General features: G+C 66.1%; 9 protein-coding genes and 1 tRNA gene. 6 read left to right on the top strand and 4 right to left on the bottom strand.

Annotated elements, in window-relative coordinates; all coding sequences use genetic code 11:
- Positions 1-167: 167 nt before the first annotated feature.
- Positions 168-4,052, bottom strand: coding sequence for a PAS domain S-box protein (locus LRS09_RS17545; protein WP_257808134.1), 3,885 nt, complete (start codon positions 4,050-4,052; stop codon positions 168-170).
- A 213-nt stretch (positions 4,053-4,265) separates the two neighbouring features.
- On the opposite strand from LRS09_RS17545, the gene LRS09_RS17550 reads away from it, so the two are divergent.
- From LRS09_RS17550 to LRS09_RS17560, 3 genes are all read left to right on the top strand, one after another.
- The gene (locus LRS09_RS17550; RefSeq protein ID WP_257808136.1) at positions 4,266-4,712 is read left to right on the top strand and encodes a phasin; all 447 of its coding nucleotides are present in this window, start codon (positions 4,266-4,268) and stop codon (positions 4,710-4,712) included.
- A 228-nt stretch (positions 4,713-4,940) separates the two neighbouring features.
- Positions 4,941-5,017: transfer RNA gene (locus LRS09_RS17555), tRNA-His, on the top strand.
- A 382-nt stretch (positions 5,018-5,399) separates the two neighbouring features.
- On the top strand, positions 5,400-6,599 hold the full coding sequence (locus LRS09_RS17560) for a tlde1 domain-containing protein (RefSeq protein WP_257808137.1): 1,200 nt from the start codon (positions 5,400-5,402) through the stop codon (positions 6,597-6,599).
- Positions 6,600-6,608: 9 nt separating this feature from the next.
- On the opposite strand, the gene LRS09_RS17565 is transcribed toward LRS09_RS17560, so the two are convergent.
- Positions 6,609-7,409: an alpha/beta fold hydrolase gene (locus LRS09_RS17565; RefSeq protein WP_257808138.1), complete on the bottom strand. Its 801-nt coding sequence runs from the start codon at positions 7,407-7,409 to the stop codon at positions 6,609-6,611.
- Between the two features lie 23 nt (positions 7,410-7,432).
- The gene (locus tag LRS09_RS17570; RefSeq protein WP_257808139.1) at positions 7,433-8,203 is read right to left on the bottom strand and encodes an IclR family transcriptional regulator; all 771 of its coding nucleotides are present in this window, start codon (positions 8,201-8,203) and stop codon (positions 7,433-7,435) included.
- Positions 8,204-8,470: 267 nt separating this feature from the next.
- Here LRS09_RS17570 and LRS09_RS17575 point away from each other — a divergent pair, with 267 nt between their 5' ends.
- Together LRS09_RS17575 and LRS09_RS17580 are read left to right on the top strand one after the other, a co-directional pair.
- Positions 8,471-9,997, top strand: coding sequence for an aldehyde dehydrogenase (locus tag LRS09_RS17575; RefSeq protein ID WP_257808141.1), 1,527 nt, complete (start codon positions 8,471-8,473; stop codon positions 9,995-9,997).
- A 34-nt stretch (positions 9,998-10,031) separates the two neighbouring features.
- Positions 10,032-10,802 carry an SDR family NAD(P)-dependent oxidoreductase gene (locus LRS09_RS17580; protein ID WP_257808143.1) on the top strand — a complete coding sequence of 257 codons (771 nt, stop codon included), beginning with the start codon at positions 10,032-10,034 and terminating at the stop codon, positions 10,800-10,802.
- 20 nt (positions 10,803-10,822) lie between these two features.
- On the opposite strand, the gene LRS09_RS17585 is transcribed toward LRS09_RS17580, so the two are convergent.
- Complete coding sequence (locus tag LRS09_RS17585) at positions 10,823-11,056, bottom strand: hypothetical protein (RefSeq protein WP_257808146.1); 234 nt, start codon at positions 11,054-11,056, stop codon at positions 10,823-10,825.
- Between LRS09_RS17585 and LRS09_RS17590 the strand changes: the two genes are divergently transcribed.
- Positions 11,055-12,551 (top strand): ABC transporter substrate-binding protein, encoded by a 1,497-nt coding sequence (locus tag LRS09_RS17590; protein WP_257808148.1) that lies wholly within the window; start codon positions 11,055-11,057, stop codon positions 12,549-12,551. The two genes, LRS09_RS17585 and LRS09_RS17590, sit on opposite strands and share 2 nt — an antisense overlap.
- Positions 12,552-12,602 lie beyond the last annotated feature (51 nt).

Genomic DNA, 12,602 nt, shown 5'->3' on the forward strand with positions numbered 1-12,602 from the left:
TCCGGTCAGCCGGGACAGCCGCCGGGGCGGAAATCCTGACTGCGCGGCTCCTCAATGAAGCGAAAGGCGTTTTCCGTCAAGGAAAACGTAGTGAATTCAGTGGTTTAGAAACTTTCTAAACAACTTTCCTCATGTTTTTCAGGGACTTGGCGGTCGAGCCTGCGATGTCAGCCGGCAAGGACGCGCTGCGACGGAAAGACGATCTCGACCATCGTTCCCTCGCCGGGGACCGAACTGATGGAGAAGCGCGCCCGGTTTGCCTCGACCATGGCCTTGGTCAGTGGCAGCCCGAGTCCGGTTCCCTCGCCGCGCGGCCGTTTCAGCGCGTTGATCTGCTTGAACGGCTTGAGCGCCTGCTCGATCTCGCCCTGCGACATGCCGACGCCGGTGTCGCGCACCCTGAGCACAACATCACCGGTCGGCTCGTAGGATGTCGAGACGATCACCTGTCCGCCGGCCTGCGTATAGCGCACCGCGTTGGAGAGCAGGTTGAGCGCGATCTGGCGGATCGAGCGGAGATCGGCCACGACGTCGGGCAGCCGCGAGACGAAGGAGGACCGGATGATGACCCGCTCGCGGTTGGCCTGCGGCTGCATCATCGCGACGGCCTCGGCGAGCGTCTCGTTGAGCGAGACAGCCTCGTAGGACATCTCCTGCTCGCCCGCCTCGATCTTCGAGATGTCGAGCAGGTCGTTGACTAGATCGAGCACGTGGTTGCCCGACTTGTTGATGTCGCGCAGGTAATCGCGGTAGCGGTCGTTGACGATCGGCCCGAACTTCTCGTCGATCATCAGTTCGGAGAAGCCGATGATGGCGTTGAGCGGCGTGCGGATCTCGTGGCTGATGCGGGCCAGGAACTCGGTCTTCTGCGAGGAGGCGCGTTCGGCCTCGGCACGTGCCTGGGTCAGTTCCTCTTCGGCGCGCTTCCACTGTGTGATGTCGCGCAGCACCGCGCAGTAGCCGTTGGCGCCGGGCAGCCGGCCGATGGTCATGAACAGCGGAATGAAACCGCCCTGCGCCTCGCGGCCGATCACCTCGCGGCCGTCATTGAGCACGCTCGCAACACCGTTGTCGGAGAGGCCGCCCAGATAGTCGCGCGCAGCGCGCTGGCTCTCGACCGCGAACAGCGACACGAACGGCTTGCCCGCGACCTCGGTGCTGTCGAAGCCGAACAATGCCTCGGCGGGCCGGCTGATCGAGCGGATCGAGCCGTCGTTGCCGATGATGACGATGCCGTCCGTCGCGGTGTCGAGGATGGTGCTCATCTCGTTGACGCGCGATTCCAGGTCCTCGAGTTCCTCGATGGTCGCGACGGGTGCCGACGTCGTCGGCGAGGTGCGCAGGGCGAGCAGCAGCGCCTTGCCGCCTTTCCACGGCACCGATTGCAGCAGCGCATCGACGGGGAATTCCTCGCCGCTTTTGGTGCGCAGCCGTCGGCGATGGTCTTCCGGATCGCGATCCGGGCTGTCCTCGCCGTCGACGAACAGCGCGTCGAGGCCTCCCGCCATATCCAGCTCCGACAGCGAGGTGTAGCCGGTGAGGTCGTGGAATTCCGGATTGGCGAAATACAGCACGTCGCCCGAATGGATCAGGACCGGCACCGGCAGCCGCTCGAGCAGCGACGTGTCGACGGAGCGCGGGGCCTCTTCGGCGGGAGGCGCGGCGTGCTCTGTCTCCGCCGCGGCGAGGGAATACTCATCCGCCTCGGCAGCCGGCTCCGTCGTAGCCGCGGCCTCGTGCAGTTCAACGTCGACGGGCTCCTGATCCGAAGGTTCTTCCTCGACGCGCGCGGCCGCGATCTCGTCTGGCTCGGGCTCGCCGGGGTCGAGATGGTCCTCGACCAGGCCGTCGTCGTCGGCTTCGTCCGGCGTCTCATCCTGCCACTCTTCCTCGTCCGGGCCGGGCAGGTCGTCGGAATAGAGGTGCGGCTCGACCTCGGCGGGGCGCTCGTCCTCCGATGCTGACTCCTGTCCCCCCTCCGCCGGCTGTGTGGGTTCGGATGCTTCAGCTTCCGGCGAAGCCTCGGCGCCCGCCTCCTTGAGCCGCACGCCGATCTCGCGGAACGCGTTCTTCTCGGTCGGCGTCAGCCCGCGCTCGTTCGCGGCGGGACGGTGCTCGGCGAGGCGGATGATCTTGTCCGTCTGCCGGCGTTCCGGCGTCGCGTCGACCGAGATCGCCGGGGTTTCGCCTGCGAACGGATCGTTTGCCTCGGACAGTTCCGCGGCTGCCTCGGGGGAGGGCGCTTCGCCGCTTTTGCCGAGGGAAAAGCCGGTGGCCTCCTCGTCGACCACGGCGTCGCCGACGCGAACCACGCCGAAGCCCCGGAAGCCCTCGAAGGATCGGTCGCGCGCATAGACCGGCAGGGCGGCGAGGTCGACGGGGACCCTGAGGTCCGTTCCCTCGATCGGCCACATCACCGACCGCCCCGACCATGTGTCGCGCCGGTCGAGCAGGCCGGTGATTTCGCCGTCCGGATCGAGGCCGAACGTGTCCGCCACCTCGCGGAACGACTTGCCGACGATGTCGGCGGCACTCGACCCGACGCTGCGGCCGAACTCGTCGGAAATGGCGCTGAAGCGTCCCTGCGCGTCGGTGCGCCAGACGAAGCGGACCGGGCCGGAGCGGAGGTCCGGCCGGAACACGGCATCGTCCACGGCGGTATCGTCGTTCGCGGCGGTCGGCTCTGAGACGTCAGGCGTCTCTTCGACCGCGCCGGTTTCGGACGACGGCTCGCCGGAAAGATCGGATGGAGTGTCGACAGGCTCGGAATCGTCGCGATCCACAGCTTCCGGGGCGATTGCCTCGGCCGTTTCTCCGGCGGACAACATATCCTCGTTCGTATCGCTAAAATCCTCGGCGGCTTCGGCCAACTCGGCCTGCGGGTCCTCACCCGCATCGGACGCGCCGGTCCCGGTATCGTCCTCGACGCCTTCGGGCTCTTCGGCCTGGTCGATCTTTTCGGGCACATCGAGGGACGCCGTCTCTTCGGTCGTGTCCTCGAAATCCTCGTCGACGAGGAACTTTGCCGCGATGTCGGAGACCGCCGCGAGCGTCAGCGGACCGTCGAGATCGGGCAGTGCCGCCTCGTCGTCAGTTATGTAAGGCTCTTCCTCATCGATGGGCTGCTCGATTGGCTCCGGAGCGGCGCTGTCTTCAAAGAGCGGCTCGGGCAGCGGTGTCGGTGCTGGGGCGGCGGCCGTCGGCGCGTCGTCGAAATACCAGGTGTCGGTTTCGGCTGCCGGCGCGGCGGCGGCTCTGGCCGGGGGAGACGGCGGGAGAGCCGGGCTTTTTGGAGCCGCCGTCTTTACGGCAACGTCTTCCGTCCCCGCGGGCTGCGGGTCGTCCACGACGATGACGAGGTTGCGCTCGGGGTCGTCCGACAGGCGGGCGATCCCCACCGGATAGACCATGTCGCCGATGGGCACCAGGCGCTTGATCAGGCGGTCGGCCTCGTGGCGCACGTCGCCCGCGAGGCCGGCCAGCACGTCGCGGGAGGGGCCCGCCGTCATGAAGCCGGGGGAGGCCGCGATAGCCGTGCCGCTGCCGTCGATCAGGGCGGCATGGTGTCCGGCCTCGCCGATGCCGTGGATGGCGCGCGCACCTGTCTCCTCGGGGCTGCGCCTGCCGGCTTCGAGATCGGGCGCGACGAGCATGATGGCAAGCGCGCCGTCGGGAAGGGTCACCTCGCTGGCGAGGAAGCCGACCGCATGGCTGCTCAGCCGCTGCGTCACGCGCACGATGAGCGACCGCTTCGAGCCGATCGCGGGGAAGCCGGGCATGCCGGCGATCTGCCGCCGTGCGGCAAGGCCGAGATTGGATGCGCCGCCGCGCGCCTCCTCGATATCGTCATGGCCGAGCAGCGCAGCACCGGCGCCGTTCGCCCAGACGACCGTATCGAGGTCGACGCTCAGGATCACCACCGCGTCGCCCGCGAGAAAATGCGAGCGGACGGGATCCAGCACGGCGACGTCAATGAACGGATAGATCTGTGTCGGCATCTCGACCGTCACTCTGCTCCACCCCTCGCGCGAATGGTTGTAGTTAACAGACATTTAATACTGGGAGTCGACCGCCCGCGTCCATCATCCGTGCGCATCGCGACGCGGGTTTCGGCGTCTGTGGTTAATCCGGTGCAGCGGTTCCGCTGCACTGCAACAAAGATATTGCACTGCACAATAATATGGTCTATATTGGAATCATCGGTTCGGGTCGATGATTACGTGTCGCGTCCGAGCCCTTAAGGAAACGCTAGGAAGGAAGATAAAATGAGCAAGACCGCCAAGGACACCATTGAATTCCCCACCTTCGACGCTTCGAAAGCGACCGAGCAGCTGCGTGATTTCACGGAGAAGGGCATGGAGCAGACGAAGGAAGTCTACGCGAAGCTGAAGTCCGGCGCCGAAGAGGCCCAGAAGACGTTCGAATCCACCTACGAGACCGCCAAGACCTCCGGCGCCGACCTGTCGCTGAAGACGATCGGTGCGATGCGCGCCAATGCCGAGGCCGCCTTCTCGCATCTTGAAGCGCTGGTCGGCGTGAAGTCGGTTTCCGAGTTCATCGAGCTGCAGACCGCCTGGCTGCGCAAGAGCGTCGAGATGGGCGTCGAGCAGGCCAAGGAGATCCAGGCCGCCTCCACGAAGGCCGCCGAGGACGTCGCCAAGCCGTTCAAGACCGCCTTCGAGAAGTCGCTGAAGGACCTCAAGGTCGCCTGACGATCTCAGGCGTAAGCAATCCCGCGCGCGGTTCTCCTCCTCCCAACCGCTCCGGGTCGGTGGCCGGCTCCTCCTCCCGCCGGCGATCATGGAAAAGACCGGGTCCTCCCCCCGGTCTTTTTCTTTTTGGCGTCCCCGCAGCCGCATCTCGTGGCTTCGGCCGGGCTGAAAAGCCTTGAAATGTGCCGCGGCACGACGTATGAGCCCTGCGTCGCCGACAGGCCCAGTGCCGTTGTAGCTCAGATGGTTAGAGCGCCGGATTGTGGATCCGGAGGTCCTCGGTTCGATCCCGAGCAACGGTACCATTCTTTCAGCCGCCCAGACAGAACGATGCCGTGACTTGTCGCCGGCTCGACAGTTGGCGACAAGCTCAGGCGAGAGCCGGTTCTTCCGGCCTGGAAGAGCGGTCGGCTCTCCTTGTTCCTCCCTCGCGATCCGCCGCCTTCAGATGTACAACGCGGGCGCGCACGTTCGACGCGACGGGTAAGGAGAGCTGTCCTTGTTTGGTCACAGTGCCGCTCTACTGCACAGAATATTAACTCTACCAATTCACCATATGTCGTGCGCCATGGATCCAAACCGGCGTTGTCTTTTGCGAGTGTCGCGGTGCGCGTGAATATGTCGAGATGTGTCCAGCATGGGTCCCGCCGGTCTGACAGGTTTGCTTCGAAGGTCGTCGATATCGCGTTGAGCGCGGCGGCAATGCTTCTGGTCGGCACCGCACTGGCCGAGGCCGCCGACGGCGGCCGTCTCACCGACAGCGGTCGCCACCGTCCCGTCGTGGCGTCGATCGAACCGTTGCTGATGTCCAAGGTCTCGCCTTCCCGTTTCATGCGTATGTCGGCGCTCGCCGTTGCGCCCGTGCCGGCGTCGGCAGCCCCCGAGCGGTATGCCCGCTTCGACCATCTGGACATGCACACGCAGCAGGTTGCGTCGTTTGTCAGCTTGCACCGAACCGAAGCGACGGCGGACGCCGCTGGCGACCGGTTCATTTCCGACCAGGCGAATCCGATGGTCGCATCTCTGGGTTACCCTGCAAAGGAGCAGGCTCCGGCGGACGTGCTCGCTTATGCCAGCCCGTCTCCTCACGCCGAAGGCGGTGCGCTTGCTGCGATCAATTCCGCCGCAGGCATCGGCGCCGACGTCGATGTCGAAGAGGACGAAGACGCCGAGGCTCTGCTGTTGCCGCAGGTCGTTCCCCTCCCGCAAGCACGGCCGCTTGCCCCCGCGGCGGACACTTCGGATGCAGACGCCGAGGCGAAGAGCCGGGCCGAAAGGCCGAATTCGAACGGCCGGTCTCCTGTCGGGAAGGCCGCCGCGGAGGAAGAGGTCAAGACACCGGATTCCTCGCGCCCGGCGCCGAAGGCCGTCGCTATGGTGCGCCCGACCGTCAAGGGCGGACAGGACGAAGAGTCGTCGCCCGGCCTGTTCAAGAAGCTGTTCTCCGGACGGCCGCGCGCCGGCAACGGCGTTGCCGTCTACGACATCAGCGCCGGCAAGGTCTACATGCCCGACGGCAGCGTGCTGGCGGCGGCATCAGGCATCGGCAAGATGGCCAACAACCCCAAATACGTTCATGTGAAGATGAACGGCCCGACGCCTCCGCACACCTATAATCTCAGAATGCGCGAGACGCGGTTCCACGGGGTGGAAGCGATCCGCATGTTGCCGGTCGACGGCAAGAACAAATACGGCCGCGACGGCTTCCTCGCCCACACCCAGCTCCTGCGCGGCCGGCCGGGCCAATCGCACGGCTGTGTCGCCTTCGAGGATTACGAGAAGTTCCTTCGGGCGTTCAAGCAGGGCAAGGTCAAGCAGATGGTCGTCGTCCCCGGAGGAGGCGCAGGCGTGTTCGCCCGGACCGCAGCGAAGGGCAACGACGTCTAGGCTCGCCGACTACCTGCTTCGCCCGGCCTGCAGGAACTTGGCGATCGCCTCATTGACGAAGGCCGGCTCGTCCTGTGCCGCGGAATGCGAGGCGCCCGGGACGAAGGCGAGTTCGCAGTCCGGTATCGTGGCGGCCATGTCTTGCGAGCCTTGCACGCTCACCGACCGCTCGTGTTCGCCGTGCAGGATCAGGGTGCGGGCGGAGATTGCTTTGAGGTCGGACAGCGCAAAATCGGGTTCCGAGACCCAGAGTCCCTGGATGATGCGCTGCCAGTAGGCATCCCACCCGGCGTCGGTCATGTGGGCGCGCAGCTTGCGCACCACTTCCTGCACAAGCGGCCTCGCCGAGGCTTCGAATCCTTCCTGCCTCATCGCGCGGAAATGGTCGACGACCCCGTCATTGTAGCTCGACAGGCTGTAGGGCGTGCCGATCAGCACGAGGTTGGCGATGCGGTCCGGATGGCTGATCGCTGCGTGCAGGGCGCTGCATCCGCCGTCGCTGAAGCCGACGAGGCTCGTGCGCTCTAGTCCGAGCCTGTCCATGAGGCCGATCGCATCCTCCGCGAAGGCGGCGTAGGTGGCGGGCAGCTCGGCACCGCCGCTGCGGCCGTGGCCCCGCGTGTCCGGCAGGATCAGCCGGAACCGGTCGGCGAGGGGCAGCTGGTTGCCCCAGCTCTGATGGTCCATAAGCCCGCCATGCAGGAAGATGATCGGCTCCCCGGATCCCAGGTCGGCATAGGCCAGCCTGTGCGTTCCCAGATCCGCCTCGCGGACATCGCCGGGGATCGGTTCGATCATGTCGCCGGCCATGGTGTCCTCCTCCCCAATCGCCTCTAGCCGTTCGCATCCAGCCTGTCGGCGAGCGTGCCGGGCGCCGCGAACCCCGCCTCGCGGATGACCGAAGCCATGATCCGCGCGATTTCCGGCCTGCGCTCGAGGCACCGGGAGACCGGCCCGGCCGCAACGATCGAGAGGCGCTTTGCATCGAAGGCGATCGGCAGCGAGACGCCGGCGAGGTCGGGAATGTATTCGGAATTGCTCTGGTGGTAGCCGCGATCGGCAAAGGCGCGCAGTTCGGCCTCGATCCGCTCGATCCCCATCGGCGTGGTATCGGAATACTTCTCGAAGACCAGCTTGCGGTAGAGCTGCTCGCGCTCCTTCGGCTTCATCTGCGCCAGGATCGCCCGGCCGGCCGAACTGGCATGGATCGGAACCCGCGTCCCCACCTCCGCGAAATAGCGGATCGGCTGCTGTGATTCCCGCACGTAGAGGAACACCACGGAAAGGCCGGACGCGCAGCCGATCGCCGTCGTCTCGCCGGTACGGGCCGAGATCTTGTCGACCAGGTCCAGCAGTGCGCCCGGAAGCGGGTCCTTCTCGCCGATCACCTGCACGACCGTCTGCCAGCGCGGGCTTGGGAAATAGCCGCCGCGCAGCCGGGGTTCGTAGAAATAGCCCTTCTCCACCAGCGTGCCGACGAGGTTGAACGTGCTGGAGCGCGGCCAGTTGAGACCGTCGGCGATCTCGGCGAGCGTCGCGGGCTCGCCGTGCTTGGCGAAGAATTCCAGTAGCTCGACCACATTGGCCGCCTGCCTGACATGCATGGGCACTCTCCCCCGTCTCGGCGCGGCCGCACGGCCTGCCATTGGCGCATGGGTTTGGCTATAATTCAACCAGATGAATCCGGCAAGTCAGACTTATGGACGCCATGCCTTCCCGAGTTCAGAACCAGGCCGTGTTTAACGTAATGTAATCATTATAGAATCCTCGAAAATGAGAAACCAGACGGAAAAACAGCATCGAAGCGCGATTGACATAATTCCTGATAGTGATCTACGAATTCACAAATAGGCATTTGCCGGGAGGATCACGTGAACGCAGACGGCGCATTGCTTCATCCCGGCAGCGGCCCGCGCGAAACGCTCGCGCGCTACGAGAAGCTGTTCATCGGCGGCGAATGGGTCGCGCCGGAGGACGGCGGGCTGCTGGAAAGCATCGACCCCTCGACAGGCCGCCCCTGGGCGATAGTGGCCTATGGCGGCAAGAAGGACATCGACCGCGCCGTGGCAGCGGCCCGCGCCGCCTTCGAGGGGCCATGGGGCCGCATGCCCGGCCATGAGCGCGCCGCGCTGATGCGGCGCTTCGCCGACCTCTACCAGACGCACGCGCCGGAACTCGCGATCGTCGAGTCCCGCGACAATGGCCGGGCGCTGCGCGAGTCGCGCGTCGACGTCGGCGGCCATCACAATTCCTATCACTGGTTCGCTTCGCTGTGCGACAAGCAGGGCGGCCGGACCATCCCGCTGGACGACAGCGTACATGCCTTCACCACGCGCGTGCCGCTCGGCGTCGTGGGTGCGATCACGCCGTGGAACGTGCCGTTGATGGCGGCATGCTGGAAACTCGGCCCGGCGCTCGCCGCAGGCTGCACGGTCGTGCTCAAGCCGGCCGAGCTGACGCCGGTCAGTTCGCTGGAGCTGGCGCGCCTGTTCGAGGAGGCCGGCTTCCCGGCGGGCGTCGTCAACGTCGTGCCGGGCTACGGCCGCGACGGCGCGGGCGACCATCTGGTCACACATCCCGGCGTCGACAAGATCACCTTCACCGGCGAGGGCGCCACGGCGCGCGAAATCCTCAAGCGCGGCGCGGACACGCTGAAGCGCTTCACCTTCGAGCTCGGCGGCAAGGCGCCGCACATCCTCTTTGCCGACGCCGACCTCGACCAGGCACTCAATGCCGCGACGGGCTCTGCCTGGGCGCTGTGCGGACAAAGCTGCGCGCTGGGCTCGCGCGTGCTCGTCGAGCGTCCCGTCTACGACCGGGTCGTGGAGGAGTTCGCTCGCCGCGCCGCCAGGGTGCGCGTCGGCAGGCCGCTCGACGACGCGACCCATATGGGGCCGCAGGCGAGCCGGCAGCAGCTCGACAAGACGCTCTCCTATATCGGCTACGGCCGCGACGAAGGCGCGAGGCTGGTTTCCGGCGGCGGCCGCATCGCCCGCGACGGTCTTAAGGACGGCTATTTCGTCGAGCCGACGGTCTTCGCCGATGTCGCCAACGACATGCGCATCGCCCGCGAGGAGATCTTCGGTCCGGTCGCGGCACTCATCCCCTTCGACGGCGAGGACGAGGCGGTCGCGCTGGCCAACGACACCAGCTACGGGCTGACCGCCGGCCTGTGGACCCGCGATGTCGGCCGCGCGCATCGCGCTGCCGCCAAGATCCGCGCCGGCGTCGTCTGGGTGAATACCTATCGCTACCTGCGCTGGAGCATCCCCTATGGCGGATTCAGGGCCAGCGGCTGGGGGCGCGAGAACGGCATCGAGGCGCTCGACCCCTATCTGGACACGCGCGCGACCGTCATCAGCACGACGGGCCAGTTTCCGGACGCCTACGCGCAGTGATGCCGAAAGGACAGCAGGGAGGAGAATGAGAAACATGCGTCTGGCCAACAAGCTCGCAATCATCACCGCGGCTGCATCCGGCATGGGCCGGGCCGGCGTCGAGCTCTTCCTCCGCGAAGGCGCCTCCGTCTGCGCCGTCGACATCAATCCCGATGCGCTCGCGGCGCTGCAGGCCGAGCTCGATCCCTCGGGCGGGCGCCTCCATACCGTGCAGGCGGACCTGTCGCAGGCGCAGGGCGCGCGCGACAGCATCCATGCGGCGGCGGCGAAGCTGGGCGGCGTCGATATCCTCTGGGCCCATGCCGGCATTCCCGGCCCCGGCGGCATCGAGGGGCTCGACGTCGCGGAGTACCAGCAGGCCTTCGCGCTCAACGTCCAGTCCGCCACGCTGGGCGCCGGCGAGGTGATCTCTCACATGCGCAAGCGCGGCGGCGGATCGATCATCTTCACCGCGTCGGTGTCCGGCATGGTCGGCTCGATGTGGTCGCCCGTCTATTCGAGCTGCAAGTTCGCGGTGGTCGGCCTGACCAAGTCGCTGGCGCAGACCTTCGCGCCCGACAAGGTGCGGGTCAACGTCGTCTGCCCAGGCCTCGCCGAGACGCCGATGAAGATCGGCTTCACCGGCCGCGGCGTCTCCGCGGAGGCCGCGAAGGCGGCGGAGGACAGATATGTTTCCGGCGTGCCGCTCGGGCGCCTGGTGCGGGCCGACGAGGTCGCGCACGCCGTGCTCTGGCTCGCCTCCGACGATGCCGGTTTCGTCACCGGCATCGAGTTACCGATCGATGGAGGGTTCACCTGCAAGTAGCCGCCGGGAAGGCGGTGCAGTCAAAGCGGCGTTGAGCCGCCTTCGGCGAGAGGGCGGACTGCGGCGACGGACAGACGGATCGACAAAGCTGTCGCAAGAACAGCGAACTTTTCCAGTGAGTTGCGAAAAGAGACAGAAAGGGGAATGACCATGATTACTCGCCGTTCCTTGCTCGCCAGCGCCGCGGCGCTGGCGGTCGCGCCGGGCTTCGTCAGGCTGGCAGCCGCCGCGACGCCGAAGAACATCGTCGTCATGGCGAAGTCCATCGGCGACGTCGTCAACGGCTTCGACCCGGCCGAGGCCTATGTCGGCACCGACTACGAGATCACCAGCAATGTCTACCGCATGCTGGTCACGCTCGATCCGGCCGATTCAACCAAATATGTCGGCGATCTCGCCGAGAGCTGGGAAATCTCGCCCGACGGCATGACGATCACCTTCAAGCTCAAGCCGGGCGTCCTCTTCGAGAGCGGCAAGCCGGTCACCGCCGAGGACGTGGTGTTCAGCCTGCGCCGCCTGATGCAGCTCAACAAGTATCCCGCCGCCGATTTCGCGCAGCTTGGCTGGACGCTCGACGCCATGGACACGATCGTCCAGGCGGCCGACGAGCGGACCGTGGTGCACAAGCTTCCCGAGGTCAGGGCGCACGGCACCGTGCTCAACACGCTCGCCTCGCCGCGCGGCTGCGTGGTCGAGAAGGCGACGGTCCTCGCAAACGAGAAGAACGGCGACCTCGGCAACGAATGGCTGAAGACGCATTCGGCTGGCGCTGGCTCCTACCGCCTGGTCGAGTGGAAGGCGAGCGAGCGGATCATCCTCGAGGCCAATCCAAACGCGGAAGTGCTGCCCGCCGTGCCGCGCCTCGTCATCCGCCACGTCGCGGAGCCCGCGACCCAGCTCCTGCTTCTCCAGAAGGGCGACATCGACATCGCCCGCGACCTTGGCTCCGACCAGATCCAGACCGCGCGGAGCAATCCGGACCTCGTCGAACTCAGCGGCGACACCACCGCGCAGATGAACCTGTGCATGAACATGGCATTCGAGCCATTCAAGAACCCGAAGGTGCTCGAAGCGATCAAATGGGCGGTGGACTGCGAGGCGATCGCCAAGAACATCACCCCCGGGATCTGGGACGTCTGGCAGGCCTCCTTCCTGCCGAGAAACGTACGCGGCGCGGTGCCGAGCACGTTCCACAAGGACACGGCGAAAGCGAAGGCATTGCTGGCCGAAGCCGGGTATCCCGACGGCTTCGCGGTGACGCTCGACCATTTCTCGTCATGGCCTTGGTCTGATGTCGCCCAGGCGATCCAGGCGGACCTGGCCCAGATCGGCGTCAAGGCCGAGCTGATCGCGGCCGAGACCGGCCAGGTCATCACCAAATACCGCGCGCGCCAGCACGAGCTCGTCTTGATCTACTGGGCGACCAATCTCTACGATCCGGACTACAATGCGCGCGCCTTCTGCATCAACACGGATGATTCCGACGACAGCAAGCTGAAGTCGCAGGCCTGGAGAAACCACTTCGTCGATGCCGACCTGTCCGAAAGGGCGGATGCGGCCGGCAAGGAGTTCGACCAGGCGAAACGCGACGAGATGTACGACAGCCTGCAGCGCGACTTCATGGCCCGCGCGCCAGTGTCCTGGCTGCTCCAGAAGAGGGACATCGTGATGCATCGGAAGGAAGCTCCCGGTCTTCATCTCGGTGGTCTCGCCTATCTCAACAGGTTCGCCGGCATCACCAAGTCATGAGTGACGCGGACTTGGCGCAACCGCCTTCGAGCGCCACGAACCTGGGCCACG

Source organism: Mesorhizobium sp. J428, assembly GCF_024699925.1.
In the GTDB taxonomy this organism is placed as follows: domain Bacteria; phylum Pseudomonadota; class Alphaproteobacteria; order Rhizobiales; family Rhizobiaceae; genus Mesorhizobium_A.

Bases quoted from the DNA above. Each gene is read 5' to 3' on its own strand.
- LRS09_RS17545 (WP_257808134.1), bottom strand. From the start codon at position 4,052: ATGTCTGTTAACTACAACCATTCGCGCGAGGGGTGGAGCAGAGTGACG.
- LRS09_RS17550 (WP_257808136.1), top strand. From the start codon at position 4,266: ATGAGCAAGACCGCCAAGGACACCATTGAATTCCCCACCTTCGACGCT.
- LRS09_RS17565 (WP_257808138.1), bottom strand. From the start codon at position 7,409: ATGGCCGGCGACATGATCGAACCGATCCCCGGCGATGTCCGCGAGGCG.
- LRS09_RS17570 (WP_257808139.1), bottom strand. From the start codon at position 8,203: ATGCATGTCAGGCAGGCGGCCAATGTGGTCGAGCTACTGGAATTCTTC.
- LRS09_RS17580 (WP_257808143.1), top strand. From the start codon at position 10,032: ATGCGTCTGGCCAACAAGCTCGCAATCATCACCGCGGCTGCATCCGGC.
- LRS09_RS17590 (WP_257808148.1), top strand. From the start codon at position 11,055: ATGGCGAAGTCCATCGGCGACGTCGTCAACGGCTTCGACCCGGCCGAG.
- LRS09_RS17585 (WP_257808146.1), bottom strand. From the start codon at position 11,056: ATGACGACGATGTTCTTCGGCGTCGCGGCGGCTGCCAGCCTGACGAAG.